The 17302-nt window shown below is 58.7% G+C and carries 14 protein-coding genes and 5 pseudogenes; 11 read left to right on the plus strand and 8 right to left on the minus strand.

Annotated elements, in window-relative coordinates; all coding sequences use genetic code 11:
- The first annotated feature begins 108 nt into the window (after window positions 1-108).
- The 4 genes and pseudogenes from ACYP5B_RS06005 (at window position 109) to ACYP5B_RS06020 (ending at window position 2979) form a co-directional block, all read left to right on the plus strand.
- Window positions 109-345 carry a LuxR C-terminal-related transcriptional regulator gene (locus ACYP5B_RS06005; protein ID WP_459568946.1) on the plus strand — a complete coding sequence of 79 codons (237 nt, stop codon included), beginning with the start codon at window positions 109-111 and terminating at the stop codon, window positions 343-345.
- 94 nt (window positions 346-439) lie between these two features.
- Window positions 440-1198: an SDR family oxidoreductase gene (locus tag ACYP5B_RS06010; protein WP_459568947.1), complete on the plus strand. Its 759-nt coding sequence runs from the start codon at window positions 440-442 to the stop codon at window positions 1196-1198.
- A 65-nt stretch (window positions 1199-1263) separates the two neighbouring features.
- Window positions 1264-1551 (plus strand): annotated as a pseudogene (locus ACYP5B_RS06015) (transposase); the annotation flags it as partial.
- Window positions 1552-1599: 48 nt separating this feature from the next.
- On the plus strand, window positions 1600-2979 hold the full coding sequence (locus tag ACYP5B_RS06020) for an MATE family efflux transporter (protein WP_459568948.1): 1380 nt from the start codon (window positions 1600-1602) through the stop codon (window positions 2977-2979).
- 101 nt (window positions 2980-3080) lie between these two features.
- On the opposite strand, the pseudogene ACYP5B_RS06025 reads toward ACYP5B_RS06020, so the two are convergent.
- Window positions 3081-3271, minus strand: a pseudogene (locus ACYP5B_RS06025) (SDR family NAD(P)-dependent oxidoreductase); the annotation flags it as partial.
- Window positions 3272-3704: 433 nt separating this feature from the next.
- Between ACYP5B_RS06025 and ACYP5B_RS06030 the strand changes: the two are divergent.
- Window positions 3705-5150 (plus strand): catalase, encoded by a 1446-nt coding sequence (locus tag ACYP5B_RS06030; RefSeq protein ID WP_459568949.1) that lies wholly within the window; start codon window positions 3705-3707, stop codon window positions 5148-5150.
- Window positions 5151-5310: 160 nt separating this feature from the next.
- On the plus strand, window positions 5311-5778 hold the full coding sequence (locus ACYP5B_RS06035) for an ankyrin repeat domain-containing protein (RefSeq protein ID WP_459568950.1): 468 nt from the start codon (window positions 5311-5313) through the stop codon (window positions 5776-5778).
- 22 nt (window positions 5779-5800) lie between these two features.
- Here the strand turns inward: ACYP5B_RS06035 and ACYP5B_RS06040 are convergent.
- Window positions 5801-6033, minus strand: a pseudogene (locus ACYP5B_RS06040) (3-oxoacyl-ACP reductase); the annotation flags it as partial.
- Here ACYP5B_RS06040 and ACYP5B_RS06045 point away from each other — a divergent pair.
- From ACYP5B_RS06045 to ACYP5B_RS06065, 5 genes and pseudogenes are all read left to right on the plus strand, one after another.
- Window positions 6029-6226 (plus strand): annotated as a pseudogene (locus tag ACYP5B_RS06045) (LysR family transcriptional regulator); the annotation flags it as partial. The pseudogenes ACYP5B_RS06040 and ACYP5B_RS06045 overlap by 5 nt on opposite strands.
- 1053 nt (window positions 6227-7279) lie before the next feature.
- The gene (locus ACYP5B_RS06050) at window positions 7280-9376 is read left to right on the plus strand and encodes an acetate--CoA ligase family protein (protein WP_459568951.1); all 2097 of its coding nucleotides are present in this window, start codon (window positions 7280-7282) and stop codon (window positions 9374-9376) included.
- A 38-nt stretch (window positions 9377-9414) separates the two neighbouring features.
- Window positions 9415-10131 (plus strand): SDR family oxidoreductase, encoded by a 717-nt coding sequence (locus ACYP5B_RS06055; RefSeq protein ID WP_459568952.1) that lies wholly within the window; start codon window positions 9415-9417, stop codon window positions 10129-10131.
- An 80-nt stretch (window positions 10132-10211) separates the two neighbouring features.
- The gene (locus tag ACYP5B_RS06060; RefSeq protein WP_459568953.1) at window positions 10212-11219 is read left to right on the plus strand and encodes a Bug family tripartite tricarboxylate transporter substrate binding protein; all 1008 of its coding nucleotides are present in this window, start codon (window positions 10212-10214) and stop codon (window positions 11217-11219) included.
- Window positions 11220-11621: 402 nt separating this feature from the next.
- Window positions 11622-12656, plus strand: coding sequence for a porin (locus ACYP5B_RS06065; RefSeq protein ID WP_459568954.1), 1035 nt, complete (start codon window positions 11622-11624; stop codon window positions 12654-12656).
- A gap of 422 nt (window positions 12657-13078) precedes the next feature.
- Here the strand turns inward: ACYP5B_RS06065 and ACYP5B_RS06070 are convergent.
- From ACYP5B_RS06070 to ACYP5B_RS06095, 6 genes and pseudogenes are all read right to left on the minus strand, one after another.
- A pseudogene (locus ACYP5B_RS06070) lies at window positions 13079-13180 on the minus strand (transposase domain-containing protein); the annotation flags it as partial.
- 228 nt (window positions 13181-13408) lie between these two features.
- Window positions 13409-13642, minus strand: a complete 234-nt coding sequence (locus tag ACYP5B_RS06075; RefSeq protein WP_459568955.1) for a hypothetical protein — start codon at window positions 13640-13642, stop codon at window positions 13409-13411.
- Between the two features lie 171 nt (window positions 13643-13813).
- Window positions 13814-14173: a hypothetical protein gene (locus tag ACYP5B_RS06080; RefSeq protein ID WP_459568956.1), complete on the minus strand. Its 360-nt coding sequence runs from the start codon at window positions 14171-14173 to the stop codon at window positions 13814-13816.
- A gap of 240 nt (window positions 14174-14413) precedes the next feature.
- Window positions 14414-15382: an NAD(P)H-dependent flavin oxidoreductase gene (locus ACYP5B_RS06085; protein WP_459568957.1), complete on the minus strand. Its 969-nt coding sequence runs from the start codon at window positions 15380-15382 to the stop codon at window positions 14414-14416.
- Window positions 15383-15412: 30 nt separating this feature from the next.
- A complete protein-coding gene (locus ACYP5B_RS06090; RefSeq protein ID WP_459568958.1) occupies window positions 15413-16237 on the minus strand; it encodes an enoyl-CoA hydratase/isomerase family protein in 825 nt (274 codons plus the stop codon).
- Window positions 16238-16259: 22 nt separating this feature from the next.
- Complete coding sequence (locus ACYP5B_RS06095; protein ID WP_459568959.1) at window positions 16260-17081, minus strand: crotonase/enoyl-CoA hydratase family protein; 822 nt, start codon at window positions 17079-17081, stop codon at window positions 16260-16262.
- Between the last annotated feature and the right edge of the window lie 221 nt (window positions 17082-17302).

Below are 17302 nucleotides of genomic sequence, written 5' to 3' on the forward strand. Positions count from 1 at the left end.
TTCGGACTTTCTGCTCAAGCCGCTTTCCGATCATCAGGTGATCGAGTCGGTTACAGTCGCAATCGCCAAGGATGGAGTTCGACTGAGTGCAGAGCGCTTGCGCACTGAATGGCTCAATGCCTACCAATCTATGTATTCCGTGGTGCGAAGAACAAACAGATAGCAGCCGAACTTGGCATCGGCGATATCACCGTCAAGGTACACTGCGCTTCGGCGATGCGAAAGATGAGGGCAAGCTCCCTGCCCGACATTGTGCGCAAAGCCCACCTAATCGGTCTCACACCGGACAGTGACGATCGCCTCCCCGATCATTTTGTCCCGAATCGACGGATTAATGACATGTGAAACCGCGTGGGTTTCCACCACATTAGAGGGCAAGTGGCGCTGCTGTCTGAAGCACTGAGGCAAGCGCTTTCTCTTCTATCGAAAGGATGTGGTAATGCAACTCACCGGGAACACCATCTTTATTACGGGCGGGACGTCGGGCATTGGCCTGGAGTTGGCGAAGGCCTTCCATGCCTTGGGAAACAAGGTCATCATTGCTGGACGCCGCAAAGCACTTCTGCAGCAGATCTCCGCGGAGTATCCCGGCATCGATGGCGTCGAACTCGATATTTCCGACGCTGCCGACATCGCGCGTGTGGCGAAGGACTTGATCTCGGACTATCCGACGCTGAACGTTCTGATCAACAACGCGGGCATCATGCCGTTTGACGACGCCTCCACCGCCGTCGAGGATGCCACGTCTCGCAGCATCCTCGACACAAACCTCCTAGGCCCAATCCGAATGACGTCGGAGCTCGTCGAACATCTGAAAGGTCAATCGCGCTCGACGATCATTTACAACACGTCGGTGCTGGCGTATGTCCCGATCGCCACTAACGCGGTGTACTCCGCATCGAAGGCGGCGCTGCACTCCTATGCCCTGTCGCAGCGCTTCATGCTCCGCGCAACCAACGTGACAGTCCAGGAGATCGCACCGCCTTGGGTCGACACCGACCTCGTCAAGAAGAGCGGCGATCCGCGTGCCATGCCCTTGGACGCGTTTATCGAAGAAACCATGCGCGGCCTCGCGACCGAAGAGCATGAGGTGTTTGTCGAGTCCATTCGCGCCATGCGCGATAACCCGGGACTCGGCGAGCATCAGCTGGTTCACGACTTCAACCAACACATCGCCGATAACCCCATCCCGGTTTAACGAGAGCCTGGCGCCGCGGCCCGGAGTGCCAGTGACCACGCGCAGGAGAAGATCTGTGTCACACAATCGAAGGCCTGCGCGCGCAAGCGGTCCCGGACAAGGGCTACGACGCCAACGCTTTCGTGCAGTCGATTCGAACCGCAGGAAGCAAGGCCGTCATTCCGCCACGCTCGAACCGGATCAGCAAGCGACGCTATAGCCGCGCCCTGTATCGCACTCGCAATCTGGTCGAACGCTTTTTCAACCGCATAAAGCATTTTCGCCGTGTCTCCACTCGGTATGACAAGCGAGCTGACAGCTATCTCGTCTTTGCATCGCTTGCCTGTGCCTTCGGACCATTGGTTAAATTGTGAACAGACCCTAGAGAGTGTCCCGCCTCGTAAGGCGAAAGGCTTAACAAGATGACTACCTCTGGATCGGCGCCGCTGCGCGCCTCCAATCCACGCCTACGGTCGATGCTGGAGGCACCGATTGTTCCAACGGTTCTTCGCATGAGCGTGCCAAACATGCTCATGATGTTGGCCCAAGCGTCAACTGGGCTGATTGAGACATGGTTTCTTGCGAAACTTGGCACGGATGTACTGGCAGGTGTCGCTGTTGTCATACCAGTACTAATGCTAATGGGCAACATGTCGCAGGGGGCCATGGGCGGTGGGATATCCGCAGCCGTGGCTCGGGCTCTTGGGGCCGGAAACCAGACCTTGATAAATCAGATTCCGCGGCACGCCCTAGCCATCAACGTTCTTATTGGCGTAGCATTTGCCGCCATGCTTTTGACGTTCCAGAGGTCACTATTCTCGCTTATCGGCGCAAAGGGGGCGGCGTTGGATGCGGCTTGTACTTATGGTCGTGTGCTGTTCGCAGGACTGCCGCTGATGTGGGCGATGAACGCACTCGCCAGTGTTATTCGGGGGACGGGGAATATGTCATTCCCTGGGATGGTGATCTGTGGAGGAGCAGTCGCTCTAGTGCCATTGTCTCCTTGCCTCATATTTGGTTGGGGTCCGATTCCCCAATTAGGAGTAGCGGGCGGAGCGTGGGCTTTGGTGCTTTATTACGCAGCGGGCACCGCGATATTGGGGTGGTTCTGCCTCTCGGGGCGTTGTGCCGCTCAGCTAGTGGGAGGCGCAGTGCATTGGTTACCGATACGTAGCATTTTGGTCGTTGGCGCATTGGCATGCATAAATCCGGTACTTACAAATGCATTGATTGCGATTACGACGGCCCAGGTTGGTGGGCACGGTGGCACTGCAGCTCTAGCAGGCTACGCAACGGGTGCGAGGCTAGAGTATCTGCTGATCCCAATAGCTTTCGGCTTTGGAGCGCCTATGGTTGCGCTTGTGGGAGCCAACATTGGCGCAGGTCAGATCGACCGCGCGCGGCGTATCGCACTTATCGGTGGATTTATTGCCTTTTCATTAGCCGAACTAATTGGCCTAGTTGCAGCCTTTCGGCCTTCCGCATGGTTGCGGCTCTTTGGAGGAGATGAACATTTGCTGGAAGCGGGCGTCGCCTATCTTCAGATGGTAGGTCCGTTCTACGGCTGCTTTGCCCTGGGCTTTTCCCTTTACTTTGCATCTCAGGGCGCCGGTCGACTCAAATGGCCACTCGTGGCCGGAGCGCTACGCCTCACCCTGTTCGCCGGTGTTGGCGGCTTTGCGTTGTCTCAAGGCGCAAGCTTGCAACAGTATTTTTCCTTTGGTGCTCTCGCAATGCTCGTTTACGGTACCTTCATACTGTGGGCAGTCGCAAAAGGAAATTGGGGTATGGGGGGGCGTTAGAGACCGATAGTCGCCCCAATTGCAAGGGGGTCGACAGACGAAAGTGTCGTACGTTTTAAACAAGCATGTAATTCGATCGTCGCTAGTCAGGCGGGCTTCAACGCGCCGCAGACATTTACGGCGATACCGTACTTGTTCGAGAGCTTCTCTGTTTGTGCCAAAAGACGTACCTCGTTACGCGCGACAAGAATCAAGTCACAACCGCGGCTGCTAAATGGTCAGCATAGACTGCGCCGATACCCGAAGATCCGCCGGTCACAAGCGCGGTTCCGATTGTAAAGACATTTCCTATCCATTTTTTTGTGAAAATTGCGTGCCAGATAGGCTCGAAGAGAGAGCGATAGTCTCTTTCGCTCCCCAATGTGCGACGTATTGATGCAGTTTCTGAGCATGGTTGGCGCCTCAAAAGCGCGCTCGAGACGGTCGGTACTTACCTCCTGCGCCTTTGCGCGAAATTGACAAAAATGGCATGTTCGCGAGGCTCTGGGAGCCACGTTGTAGGTTGCATCCAATCGATTCATTCGTGTCAAGAAAAGATGACGTGAATCTCATTATCCAAGGCAATTAATTCACTATTCAGAGAACTGATACGAACCGTCAAGTTGCACCTGCGATACTTCAACATCTTCCCCCGGCGTATCGCGCCATTGGTGGCAGCCTGTTGGGAAAACCCAAAAACGTCCAGGCAAGGCCCGCGAGGCCTGCCGTCTGCATCAAGGAATCCAATGAAAAAGCTCACGACCGCTTTCGGCGCGCCCGTCGTCGACAACAACAACATCCAGACTGCCGGCCCGCGCGGTCCGGCCCTGCTGCAGGATGTCTGGTTCCTGGAAAAGCTTGCCCACTTCGACCGCGAAGTCATTCCCGAACGCCGTATGCACGCCAAGGGCTCGGGCGCCTATGGCACGTTCACCGTCACGCATGACATCACCAAGTACACGCGTGTCAACCTGTTCTCGGAAGTCGGCAAGAAAACCGACCTGTTCCTGCGTTTCTCGTCGGTGGCCGGCGAACGCGGCGCAGCCGATGCCGAACGCGATATTCGCGGCTTCGCCATCAAGTTCTATACCGAGGAAGGCAACTGGGACCTGGTGGGCAACAACACGCCGGTCTTCTTCCTGCGCGATCCGCTCAAGTTCCCCGACCTGAACCACGCCGTGAAGCGCGACCCGCGCACGGGCATGCGCAGCGCCGAGACCAACTGGGACTTCTGGACCAGCCTGCCCGAGGCCTTCCACCAGGTCACCATCGTCATGAGCGATCGCGGCATTCCGCGGAGCTGGCGTCATATGCACGGCTTCGGCAGCCACACCTACAGCTTCATCAGCAAGGACATGCAACGCCACTGGGTGAAGTTCCACTTTGTGACCCAGCAGGGCATCCAGAACCTGTCCGACGCCGAGGCGGCCGAGGTTACCGGACAGGACCGCGAGTACCACCAGCGCGACCTGTACGAAGCCATCGAGCGCGGCGAGTTCCCGCGCTGGAAGCTGTTCGTGCAGATCATGCCCGAGGCCGACGCCGGCAAGTATCGCTACAACCCGTTCGACCTGACCAAGGTCTGGTCGAAGAAGGACTACCCGTTGATCGAAGTGGGCGTGATGGAACTGAACCGCAATCCGGAAAACCATTTCGCCGAGGTGGAGCAGGCCGCGTTCGCGCCGTCGACGATCGTGCCGGGCGTCGGTTTCTCGCCGGACAAGATGCTGCAAGGCCGCCTGTTTTCGTATGGCGACGCCGAGCGCTATCGCCTGGGCGTGAACCACCACCTGATTCCGGTGAACTCGCCGAAGGCCGCGAAGTACGTCAACAGCTATCACCGCGACGGCCGCGGCCGCACCGACGGCAACGCGGGCGGCACCATCGGCTACGAGCCGAACACCCGTGGCGAGTGGGCCGAGCAGCCGGACTTACGTGAGCCTCCGCTGTCAGTCGAAGGCGCCGCCGACCACTGGAACCACCGTGTCGACGACGACTACTTCTCGCAGGCAGGCGACCTGTTCCGCCTGATGTCGCCGGCCCAGCAGCAGACGCTGTTCGACAACACGGCCCGTGCGATCAAGGGCGTGTCGAAGCCCGTGCAGCAGCGCCATATCGACCACTGCACGCAGGCCGATCCGGCCTACGGCGCTGGTGTTGCGGCAGCCATCGAGAAGATCGAAGCGAAATAAGTCCTGGTTGGTTGCCTCTCCCGCTTGCGGGAGAGGCCGGGGCGGAGGGCGGGTGCACCCCGCCCTCCCTGCGAGAACCACGAAAGCCAGGAAAGCAAGACGAGAACACAAGACGGACCAGACCCAGACATCCACCATGACCGCCGATGAAGAAGCCCGCATGATCGCCGCGCTGGGCCAGGTTTTCGACCTGGCGCGCAATGGCGACGCGGCCGCGCTGGCGGCGCTGATCAAACGCGGTATGCGGCCGAACCTGCGCAACGAGAAAGGCGACAGCCTGGTGATGCTGGCCGCCTATCACGGCCATGCCGACGCGCTGCGCATGATGCTGGCAGCCGGCGCGTCACCCGACACGCGCAATTCGATGGGGCAGACGCCGATTGCCGGGGCTGCCTACAAAGGCTACCGGGACGTAATCGAAATCCTGCTGGAACACGGCGCGGACGTCGAGGGCGCTTCGCCCGACGGCCGCACTGCGCTAATGGTCGCAGCGATGTTCCAGCGCGCGGAAATCGTCGAATTGCTCAAGGAGCACGGCGCCGACCCGGAAGCGCGCGACGAGCGCGGCATGACGGCGGCCGACGCCGCCGCATTCATGGCTGGCCACACGGGCCGGCCGGCGCACTGATACTTCGGCCGTTGGCCGCTGGTCAGCCGCGACCGACGAACGGGCATCTTCGTCGCCATCACGGTCATGAACTGCACGTTGGCGTCGCGCGGCAGGTTGGCCATGTGCAGCAACGAACTGGCGATGTGGGACACGTCCATCAACGGCCCCGGACGAACCTGGCCATTGGCCTGCGGCACGCATGCGCGCCATGCGGTTGGCCATGTCGGTGCCCGCATTGGCCGCACGCAAATCATAGGGACGACCATCGATTGCCCGGCGCTGGGCAATCGATGGTCGTGGCATCGCCTACAAGGCGTTGATAGGTGTTTGTGCCGATATTGAGCAAGCTCGCTTGGAGCTGCTTCTACCAGAGCAGCCGGGCGAATCGGGGCCGCTGAACCTCGTGTGCGCGCACCGTAAACAGTTTTCACCTGCAGTGCGGTACCTCCGTACAGCGCTGCGTTGAGCGGTTGAATCCGCAGTGTGGATGAAGGCGTTCAGCATCGAGATCATGGAATCTGCGTGAGTCGGCTGATCGCCAATTTGGCAATACCTGAATGATTTTTGCTAATTGTGTGAATGCTAGGACCTTGACGTCCGCCTCGAGATCCAGCTTATGGCGCCAACGTTTCGAGGGTTCTTCGAGAAAACCGACTAACGCCGGCACCCCGGGGCCAATGCCTAATCAGATCCCAAATTGACTGGACCGTGCTTGTTGGGACGTGGTCACACATGAACGGCATGCGCCGAGCAGAACACATTAATCGTCTGCATCGGGAGGGACATGTTGAAGCGGTTGCGTTGGCGATTGAGTGTGATGACTAATCAGGTCGGACCGTGACTTGCTAAACCTGTATATGACAAAGAGCTTCGAGCTCTTACGGGAAATCAGGTGCGAGTCAGCGAATTTCATCGGGACCCGCAGCCTATCAGGGCTGCAACCAGGCCGAATATAAAGCCGCAACCCAACCTAGTCAGGTCAGAGCGCACAAAAGCCTCGCAAACGGGAGGCGTTCATATAGAGGCATATCAGCTCTTTGTCGGTGAGTTCGAGACATTCACTCGCCCGTATCGCACGCTCACGCTGCTGCTCCAGAATGAGGCCTCCGGGTCCAGCGTACCGAACATTCGCGTGCCAACAATGAGCCTCGAGTGCGAGCCTAAGCAGATCTGGCTTGAATATCGGGGAGGCAGGGCACCCACGCGATCGCTGCACACGGTTGGCGAAGAACAGTTCAGAGAGGCACAAATCGCAACAAGGAAGAGCTTGACATTTTCCTACTTGACAGTAGACTAACAAACTCATTGGTACGAGTTCTGCGTAAGACAAGCCTCGCTCGATCAGACTTCGTGTAGTCTGATTTGCCCCAAGAGGGGTTTCGCATGACGGCTCATGGCGATGTCTCGCTGCGCATCGGTGAGCGCGTCCGCGCTTCGTTTCGATCTTTCGGGGCGCGGGAGCTTCCCTATTTTGTGGCCGCCGACTCTGCCGAAGGCAAATAACTCGAGGAGACTTCCCATGACGACTTCGCTTCAGGCCGCGTTGGCGCCACGTTCCATTGCGATCGTGGGTGCTTCACAGAATCCGGACAAGATCGGTGGTCGACCGGTTGACTACCTGCAGCGCTTTGGCTTCAAAGGGCGCATCTACCCTATCAATCCCACCCGCTCAAGCGTCCAGGGCTTGAAGGCGTGGCCCTCGATCGAGGAACTGCCGGAGGCTCCGGATCTCGCAATCATCGCGGTACCGCGGAACGAGGCGATTGAAGCGGTGCAGAAGTGCGCCCGCATCGGAACAGGGATCGGAATCGTCATGAGTTCTGGCTTTGGCGAGGGTCACTCCGTTGAGGGAAAGACTGCCGAGCGCTCGATGGTCGACACCGCTCGCGCGGCGGGCATGCGGCTGATCGGGCCGAATTGTCAGGGGCTTGCAAACTTCAGCAATGGGGCTCTAGCCACATTTTCGACGATGATCAAAGAGTGTCCGCCCGCTGACGGACACATAGCGATCCTCAGCCAGAGTGGGACGCTGGGGATGGCGCCGTACGGGCTGCTTCGGCGCCGGGGGCTGGGCATCCGGCACGCCCACGCAACAGGCAACGACGCGGATGTCACGATCGCCGAGTTGGCGACGGCGGTCGCCGAGGATGAGCAGGTCCGACTGATGCTCCTGTATCTCGAGGGCATGCCCGACCCGCACCAGCTTCAAAAGCTCGGACGAATCGCTCAGGAGCGTCGTCTGCCCGTGCTCGCGCTGAAGTCCGGGCGTACGGCCGCCGGTAAAGCCGCCGCGCTATCGCACACCGGTGCGCTAGCCAGCGAAGACCGTGTGGTCGACAGCTTCTTTGAGCAACATGGCGTCTGGCGTGCGCACACAATGGAGCAACTGGTCGATGCCGCTGAGATGTACCTGAAGCGCTGGAAGGTGGGTGGCCGGAGCATCGTGACGGTGAGCAATTCTGGAGCGGCGGGGGTGCTTGCTGCGGACGCAGCCAGCATGCATGGGATGCAGATGGCCAGCTTCGACCCTTCAACTCGACAGTCCCTCGCGGCCATTCTTCCAACCTTCGCGAACGTTACCAATCCGGTCGATATCACGGGTGCTCTGCTCACGGATAGCAGCCTCTTCAGCAAGGCTCTCGACGTCATCGCGCGGGATCCAAATGCTGACGCATTTCTCGTTGCATTTCCGGTCGCCGGAGCAGGCTACGACGTCGAAGGCTACGCGGATGCGGCGGCGCGTTTGGAAGCCAGCACCGGAAAGCCGGTTGTGGCAGCCACGCCGCAACCGGACGTGGCGGCCTTGTTCCGTGAACGCGACGTACCGGTTTTCTCCTCGGAAAGCAGTGCGGTATCGGCGCTCGACCGATTCACGCGCCACCACAAGCGTTTGGAGTTAGCGCGCCATCGACGTGCTGGTGCGTACCTCGATCCCGTCCCCGTCACGACTGAGCCCGCCCGTAAGCCCCTGATGGCGAACGAGGCACAGAGTCTTGCGCGCATCGCGGAGATCGGGGTACCGGTTGTATGGCACCGACTGTGCATGACCGTGCAGGAGGCTTTGGCGGCGTTCGCCGAAGCGGGGGGCGCAGTTGTCGCCAAGGGTTGTTCCAGCAAGGTCGCTCACAAGAGCGAGCTGGGTTTGGTGCGATTGGGATTGCGTTCGCAGACGGAAATCGCGGAAGCCTTCGGCAAGCTGCAACAGACCATCGCCGATCTTGGTCTGCCCTTTGAAGGCGTCATCATTGCCGCGATGCGAAAAGGTGGGCGCGAGATGATGATCGGTGCTCACAGGGACCCGGTTTTCGGTCCGGTTGTCGTTATCGGAGATGGTGGCAAGTACGTCGAAGTCATGCCGGACAACCAACTTCTATTGGTTCCGTTTGAACGAGCCGAGGTTATCGAGCGACTACAGCGTCTTCGTATCGCTCCCCTGTTGGGTGGAGTGAGAGACGAACCCGCTCTTGATGTCGAGGCCTACGTTGACGCAGTGATGTCGGTTGGACGACTGATCGCGAGATCCACCGACGTTCAGAGCGTCGATATCAATCCGATCCTGGTCGGTGCGGTCGGTGACGGCTGTCGCGCGGTGGATGCCGTAGTGCTGCACAACTGAGTCCAGCGTAGTCCGCAACAAGCGAAGAAGGAGTTGTGATGAAGAAGGGTTTGGTCACTCGCGACCGGGTACTGATCACCGGTGGGGGGGCAGGTATTGGCGCGGCGATCACGGCTGCGTGCCAGGCGCAGGGTTACGAGACGATCGTTCTGGATCGCGCCGGCGGATTGGTCGATGTGGATCTCGCGGATCATGATGCGACCGCCGCGGCGTTGAAGCTAGCGCTGGAGGGCGGTCCGATCACTCGGCTGGTCAACAACGTCGGGGTCGTACGTCCTGCATCAATCGCAGACCAAACCTTGGTAGATTTGGACCTCGCGGTCGCACTCAACCTTCGCTGCGCCCTTCAATGCATGCAGGCAGTTCTACCTGGTATGCGGGAAGCCGGATTCGGGAGGGTGGTCAACATTTCTTCCCGTGCCGCGTTGGGCAAGGAGATGCGCAGCGCGTACGCGGCCACAAAGGCCGGCCTCATTGGGATGACCCGGGTTTGGGCCCTTGAGCTGGGGCAGCACGGCATCACAGTCAACGCTATCGGCCCCGGTCCGATTCGAACTGCGCTGTTCGAGGCTGCGAATCCGCCCGGAGCTCCCGAAACGCGGGCGATCGTCGATGCGATACCGGTTCGCCGGATGGGAGAGCCGGAAGACGTCACTCAGGCTGCCTCGTTCTTTCTTGATGGGCGCAACGGCTTTGTCACCGGACAGACGCTTTACGTGTGCGGAGGAATGACGGTCGGAGTTGCGCCCGCCTAGCTGGATAGTGGATCCGAGCCGGCGTTGAATCGCAGGACTGGGCCACAAACGGCGCTACCGATTGAACAAGGAGACAAGACATGAAACGTTCGACTTCCAGCATTCCGGCCGCGACGCGTCGGCGCCTGATACTGGGCGGAACCGCCGCCGCGCTGGGCGCGGCGCTCGGTGTCGTGCGAGCTGCTGACACATGGCCTTCAAGACCCATTCGCTGGATCGTGCCATACGCCGCGGGCGGGCCCTCCGATGTGTTCACTCGGCCGATTGCTGCCGTCGTCTCGGAGATTCTTCGGCAACCCGTGATCGTCGAGAACATTGGCGGCTCCGGAGGCAATATCGGCTGCGCTCGAGTCGCGCGAGCGGCTGCTGATGGCTACACGATCGGACTAATCAGCACCGGCACTCATACGATCAATCCACACATCTACCCGAAGCTCTCGTTCGACCCACTATCGGACTTCACGCCGCTGACTTTGGCGTGCCGGTATGCCAATCAGTTGATCGTCAATTCACAGAGCGGGATACGAACGGTTTCCGACCTTGTCGCCCGGGCGAAGGTGCAGACCGTCTCCTATGGTTCGGCTGGCATTGGCGCATCCAATCACCTCTCGGGTGAAATCCTGAGCCGAGTCGCGGGTGTGCCGCTGGTGCACGTCCCGTTCCGCGGCAACGGACTGGCGCTGGCCGCGTTGATGGCAGGTGACATCACCTTCATGTTCGACATGCCCACGAACTCACAGCCGGCCGTGACTGCGGGGCGCGTACGTCAGCTGGCGGTCACGACTGCCAAGCGGTGGTCCTTCTTGCCCACGATACCGACGATGGCCGAGGCGGGCTTTGGCGGATTCAACGAGGTGGGAGCCGACCTGTGGTTCGCCGTGGCGGCGCCTCCCAGGCTGCCCGAGGACATTCGTTCGCGTCTGTATGCCGCGCTGACCGAAGCGTTGCGCTCGCCGCGCGTCAGCAAGACGGCCAACGAGCAGCAGTTCGAAATCTGGACAAGTACACCCGAAGACCTTGTTCGGGAGATCCACACCGGCCTAGATCGCTGGGGACGGATCGCACGAACAGCGGGTGTGAAAGCGTGACCCCATACCTGAAGCGTTCGATTCGCAATGCCGGGCTAGATCCCGATAACCTCCCGGCTTCCGGGGGGCGCGCGATGAGCTTCGTTAGCGGCGAGAGCAAGCCCAAGGCTTGGAAAGACATCTGGGGCGCCGGACAGGGTATCGGCGCTGTTCGAGAGGCCGGCGCGGCTGCGTCTCTCATCGCGTGCCTCGCGCTTGAATACCAAGAGGCGCGATCCCGCCTCGGTCTCGGTGACTTGGCTTCAGGGCAACCTGCCTCGGCATTGCAACCGCTTCAAAAAAGACATTACGACAGACTTTCCCTCTGAATAATTGGTGCCGCTTTCAACCGTCCGGCCACGTTAAGTGGCTAAGGAAATGGGAGACGTGCGCCTTCTCGAAATACCGCAAAGGATTGGAGGCATGATGAATAAACCTGCCGTGCTGGCGCGCGTTGCGTCCGGCTGTGTCGGTGTATCGCTGTTTTTAGCATCGTGTGCGGCGAATTGTGTTGAACTCTACGGAATCGTAGATGCATATGTCGGTTCAACGAAGCCTAGCGGTGCCGCCAAGAGCACGATTGGAGTCGAGAGCGGGGGTATGACAACTTCGTTCTGGGGATTGACAGGCACGGAGGACCTGGGCGACGGACTGATGGCAAATTTTCGGCTGGAAGGCTACTTTCTGACGGATACCGGAGCGAGTGGTCGCAGTCCCACGGACACCATGTTGTCACGCAATGCCTATGTTGGCCTGGAGAAAGCCAACATTGGTGAGGTCAGGCTCGGTCGGCTCAGGAACCCTTTCTTCCTCGCCACAACTCAGTTCGACCCCTACGGATCATCAACCAAGTTCTCTCCATTACAGAATCCGCTCTGGGTGCAGACCTTCGGACGCTACGTTGCGGGTGATTCGGGTTGGAACAATGCCGTTGGATACTACACGCCGGATTTTGGTGGATTGTCGGGGCGCTTTCTATATTCGCTTGGTGAGACGGCCGGCACAAATTCAACCAACAACTTTGGCGCCATGCTCTACGTCGACCGAGGAAAGTTTACGGCAACCGCAGCATTTCAACGTGTAAAAACCGGTCCGGGCTTGCCTATTGGGAGCTGGGCACAAGACGCCTTTACACTCGGTACAGCATACGACTTCGGGGTTGTCAAGGGATTCCTCGAGTATGTGGGTACGCGGACAAGCGGCGGTACCAAACGAAGCACGGATTCGTTTCAGATTGGTGCGACCTACCCAATCTTTAACGGAAAGATCATGGCATCGGTTGTGCAGACCAATATTCGCCCCGAAGGTCAGGCGGATTTCAAGCGTCGGAACTATGCGATCGGCTACTTGTATCCACTATCGAAGCGGAGCGATCTCTATGCGAACGTCCTTTACGACAAGCTTAGCAACAGTGGTGGGGGGATAAGCACGGGTTTTGGAATGAGGCATAAGTTCTAACGCTGTAGCAATATGCGAGGCGGCCAGTAAATAATTGATGCGGTGGTTGCTCCGCTTTGTTCACATTCAACTATATATAGCATTGTACTAATTGGTTGTATTTCTTGATTTATCGCTGTTGCGGTCGAGAAAAGTATATTAATAATAAAACTAAATCTGAATTTACATGCTTTTTTTGCCTATCAGACGCGCCCACAAAGAGTAGTCTTCTGAAATGGCGCCATTCAGCGACTTGCTCAAGAAGTTGATGACCTTCATGCGAGCCGCATCCTCGTGCTTTGCACGGCTTCGCAACGGGATCTTGCAGAACGCGCGCGGAACCTGCTTGGAACGCTTTTCGCCCGGGATTTTTGATGATGCAGTGTAAGCGTCTCGCCGTCCCACGTTGCCGGTTGAGAGCGGTTGTGAGAGAGCAGACGCGCTCAGCGTGCGGGACGCCAGTTGTGGGGAAGCAGCTCGTCGATGCGGCTGTTCAGGTGGGTGGGCAGGCGGGTCAACACATCGGTGATGTAGGCCCATGGATCGTGGTTGCGTAGCCTGTCGTAGGCATCGCGAAGCTCATTCTCGAAATAAGTGGTGGTGGGAAGTACCATGATCAATGCGTAGCAGAAGAGGATTGAGCCGACGACGTGATTGCGTGTGTCTCAAATATGCGAGCGAAGTCCGGATACCAGAACGGACTCTCGGTGTTGAAGAAGGTGTACGAACGGCCTTGAATCGCCAGCGCATTCCCAAGATCCGACATTTCCTTTTTACTGACGAACGTAGCGCCGATCACGTCTGCCATTTCGGGCCGATTCAGGCGTACTGACACGAATTTGCAAAGCAGAAAACACGCTGCCTGGCCCGTTATCTTGCTCCGCAAGCGCCGCTAGTTCGGTCCCTGAGACGGCTTCCAGGCCCATCACGAGCTTACCGCTCAACTGCCGCGTGGCTGCATCGGATGCCATTCGCATCGCACTTTCCAAGAAGGTATGTTGCTTCATGCTCTGGATTGCAATGACAGAGAGACCGCGTCCCCGCGCAGGTTCAGTGAAGTGGCGCACGTTTCGAGTCCGAGTGAGCCACTCAAGCGCTTCGCGTTGTACTGCCCGTGCATTGACGCGATGGCAGCAGCATATGATGCAGGGAAATCGCGAACTTCGATTTGTGTGCCGTCAGCCCGCACACCCGACTTTCCACTGATCGTCGTCGAAGCGGCGGCCTTTGTCGTTCGACACTGACTTGCATTCGACCTCCAACCCGGAAGGGCCCAGACCCTCAACAAACAAATCAAATGACGGTGCATCGCCGACACGATTGTCACCCAGGGTCAGCTCATTGTAAATCTCGGACGCCTTGATCCGCGCGGCCGCCAGGCAAACCAAGAGCCCATCCCACGGCAGATTGCTTAGGAAACGCAGAGCGCAAGCGCAGACACGCTGTACTTTGCGCAGCGACAAATCAAATAACTGCACGCATGAGACCAGGTTGATAGTGAGATAGCCGACATTGCCGGAAATGCCGTGGCGCTCCAACGTGGCCTGGGCAAATCGCGCCGCTTCAGATTCGGGACCCGCCTGAGCTTAATAGACGCTTGCCGACGATCGGGGAGGCCGCGTGTCCCAAAACGTCCGCAAGCTGCAGTCTCACTAGCGGCTTGAAGATAAATGGGATCCATGAGAGGATCCCATTTACGCCTTGGGCGAGAGAACGTGTTGCCGCGGCAAAGCACACAGACACGGACGCACACGCTGCGCGCGTCCATTCGGTGGCAACTAAGCCTGGTTTGCCAAGCCGAGGCGATGTCGTGCAGCGTGATATTCCTCACCTAGACGCGCGACCAACGCCTTAGCGGAGGTCACCTCACGAACTACACCAATTCCCTGTCCTGCACCCCAGACGTCTTTCCACGCCTTCGCCTTACTTTCCCCCTCAACAAAGTTCATGTCACGCCCTTCGGAGGTCGGTAGGTTGGCTGGGTCCAATCCGGCATTACTAATCGAACGCTTAAGATAGTTCCCGTGAACTCCGGTGAACAGGTTCGTATAGACAATGTCATCAGAGTTCCCGTCAACAATTGCCTGCTTGTACTCTTCAGGAGCACGCGCCTCATGGGTTGCGATGAAGGCAGACCCGATATAAGAAAAGTCGGCGCCGAGAGCCTGGGCCGCTAGTACGGCGTTCCCGGTCGACATTGCACCGCTCAATGCCAAGGGGCCGTCAAACCACTCTCGAATCTCCTGAATCAGTGCAATCGGACTCTTCACGCCCGCATGGCCACCCGCGCCGGCCGCCACGGCAATTACCCCGTCAGCACCCTTCTCGATGGCTTTACGTGCAAACGTGTTGTTGATGACATCGTGGAACACGATGCCACCGTACGCGTGGATTGCCTCGTTGACCTCTGGGCGAGCGCCGAGCGATGTAATCACAAGAGGCACCTTGTGCCTGATCACAACCTCCAGGTCCTGCTCCAGCCGGGCGTTTGTTTTGTGCGTGATCAGATTGACTGCGAACGGCGCCGCTGGAGTTGCAGCTTGACTATCGTAGGCGGCAAGGCGCTCGCGGATCTCGCTGATCCATTCATCGAGCTGAGACTGCGGCCGCGCGTTCAGAGCGGGCACAGATCCAACAATCCCTGCTTTACATTGCTCTACTACAAGCGTTGGATTGCTGACGATAAACATGGGCGAGCCAATGATCGGCAGCGCCAGATTGTCAAAGATGGCAGGCAGTGTGCGCATTTATGAAACTCCAAGTGGGTGAGGCAGCGATTACGCCGATCGTTTGATTGGCTCAAACGCCAACGGCTGTTTCGCGCGGAAGCGTGAGACGGCGTCGTGGTGCTCGTTCGTGCTCATGGCGATGGCTTGGGCCATTGATTCGAGTTCAGCCAGAGTGCGCGGATCAGTCTCGAACGAACGATTGAGAATCGCTTTCGTCAAGCCAAACGCAGGTAAGGAGGCTTGTGCGAGGCGACTCGCAAGATCTACCGCGCGCTTAAGAAGTTCTTCCGCGGGAACGATCTCATAAACGATTCCCAGATGTCGGGCTTCGTCGGCCTCAACAGTGCGGGCGCTGAAGACCAGCTCCTTAGCACGCTGGAGACCGATCATGCGGGGAAGCAAATACAGGCCGCTGAGGTCTGGTATTAGGCCAATCCTTGCAAACACTTGCGAGAACCGGGCCGTCGGCGTCGCGAGGATGAAGTCCGCGACAAGGCACAGATTGAAGCCACCGCCAAAAGCAGGACCATCGACGGCAGCGACAACCGGAATCTCAAGAGCAGCGAGCTTCGAGCACCAATTGTTCAGCTCGGCGACTCGCCTACGTGACTGTGGACCAGTACGCTCTTCGCCCATCGACTGCAGATCACCGCCAGCGCAGAAGCTCCCTCCGGCACCAGTGAGCACGACAGCTCGCACCGAGCAAGCCGTACGCAGATATTCCGCGACACTCGCCAAATCCTCGCGCATACGCATATCAAGAGCGTTGCGCGCCTGGGGCCGATTCAGCGTGACGATGGCGATGCCGTCACCGACTACCTCGAAGACGATGGCTTCGTACGATGATGGGGAAAAAGGAAGTGAGTCTGTCATAGCCGTCTCGATGGAAAGTCACTCAATGACCCGTGAACACGGGAGGGCGACGCTCAATAAATGACTGTCGCCCCTCTGCAGCATCCTCGCTCGAGGACAATCGCTTCTGCACATCCAGTATTTCTGCCACGGCCGCCAGCGGCCCTTCCTCGATCGATTTTCGTACGTTCAACCGAGTGGCGACGACCGCAAGCGGCGCTTGCTGCGCGATGCGCCGGGCAAGCGCCAGCCCTTCAGCAAACTGCTCCCCCGCAGGCACAACCTTCTGCACAAAGTTGAAACGAAGGGCGTCAACACTATTGAACTCAGTCCCTGTAAGGAGAAGATAGAGAGCATTACCCGATCCGCATCGCTGTGCCATGCGCATCGTGGCGCCACCTGCGGCCATGATTCCGCGGCCCACCTCCATTTGGGTGAAGCGGCAATTATCGGCGGCGACGACCATATCTGCTGCGAGCATCAGCTCTACTCCCACGGTAAAGCAGATGCCTTGGACGGACGCAACAACGGGCTTGGTCCGACGCCGGTAGCCAGGCAAGCCGAGGTCGTGCGCTTCCACGAGATTCTGATCACGCGGTACCGGCCGTTCCCCTCGCTTCTGGTACTCGGCGAGCGCGGGAAGATCCATGCCCCCGGTGAAGTGCTCGCCGACAGCATAGAGTAGACCGACTCGGAGGTCGGGATCGTCGTCGAGCCGCGTGTAGGCTTCGGCCAGCTGCCTAAGCATCACGGGTGTGATGCCATTGCGCTTCGAGGGACGGTTAATCCCGATCAGCAGAATGCCATCGACTACTTCGGTGTCGATACAGCCTTCGGCGGGCGGAGTGGTATTGCTTGGTGTCATAGGGTGTCTCCTCGATGACAGTGAGAATAGGTAAAGGCTAAACAGGCGGCCTGCGAAAGAGTGTCATTCGGCAGTAGGGCCTTGTGAAGGTACTTCAGACGACGAAATGGCGCTTAGGACCATAGACTACTCAGCACGGGGCGATGCTTTGAGTTGCGTGGAATCGCCGAGTCTTGCCGGTCGGCGAATCGATTCTGTCGAGCCAAAGCGCCAATCAATCC

The sequence above is a fragment of the Cupriavidus sp. 8B genome (assembly GCF_054589115.1).

Bases quoted from the DNA above. Each gene is read 5' to 3' on its own strand.
- ACYP5B_RS06005 (WP_459568946.1), top strand. From the start codon at position 109: ATGGCTCAATGCCTACCAATCTATGTATTCCGTGGTGCGAAGAACAAA.
- ACYP5B_RS06010 (WP_459568947.1), top strand. From the start codon at position 440: ATGCAACTCACCGGGAACACCATCTTTATTACGGGCGGGACGTCGGGC.
- ACYP5B_RS06020 (WP_459568948.1), top strand. From the start codon at position 1,600: ATGACTACCTCTGGATCGGCGCCGCTGCGCGCCTCCAATCCACGCCTA.
- ACYP5B_RS06030 (WP_459568949.1), top strand. From the start codon at position 3,705: ATGAAAAAGCTCACGACCGCTTTCGGCGCGCCCGTCGTCGACAACAAC.
- ACYP5B_RS06035 (WP_459568950.1), top strand. From the start codon at position 5,311: ATGATCGCCGCGCTGGGCCAGGTTTTCGACCTGGCGCGCAATGGCGAC.
- ACYP5B_RS06050 (WP_459568951.1), top strand. From the start codon at position 7,280: ATGACGACTTCGCTTCAGGCCGCGTTGGCGCCACGTTCCATTGCGATC.
- ACYP5B_RS06055 (WP_459568952.1), top strand. From the start codon at position 9,415: ATGAAGAAGGGTTTGGTCACTCGCGACCGGGTACTGATCACCGGTGGG.
- ACYP5B_RS06060 (WP_459568953.1), top strand. From the start codon at position 10,212: ATGAAACGTTCGACTTCCAGCATTCCGGCCGCGACGCGTCGGCGCCTG.
- ACYP5B_RS06065 (WP_459568954.1), top strand. From the start codon at position 11,622: ATGATGAATAAACCTGCCGTGCTGGCGCGCGTTGCGTCCGGCTGTGTC.
- ACYP5B_RS06075 (WP_459568955.1), bottom strand. From the start codon at position 13,642: ATGAAGCAACATACCTTCTTGGAAAGTGCGATGCGAATGGCATCCGAT.
- ACYP5B_RS06085 (WP_459568957.1), bottom strand. From the start codon at position 15,382: ATGCGCACACTGCCTGCCATCTTTGACAATCTGGCGCTGCCGATCATT.
- ACYP5B_RS06090 (WP_459568958.1), bottom strand. From the start codon at position 16,237: ATGACAGACTCACTTCCTTTTTCCCCATCATCGTACGAAGCCATCGTC.
- ACYP5B_RS06095 (WP_459568959.1), bottom strand. From the start codon at position 17,081: ATGACACCAAGCAATACCACTCCGCCCGCCGAAGGCTGTATCGACACC.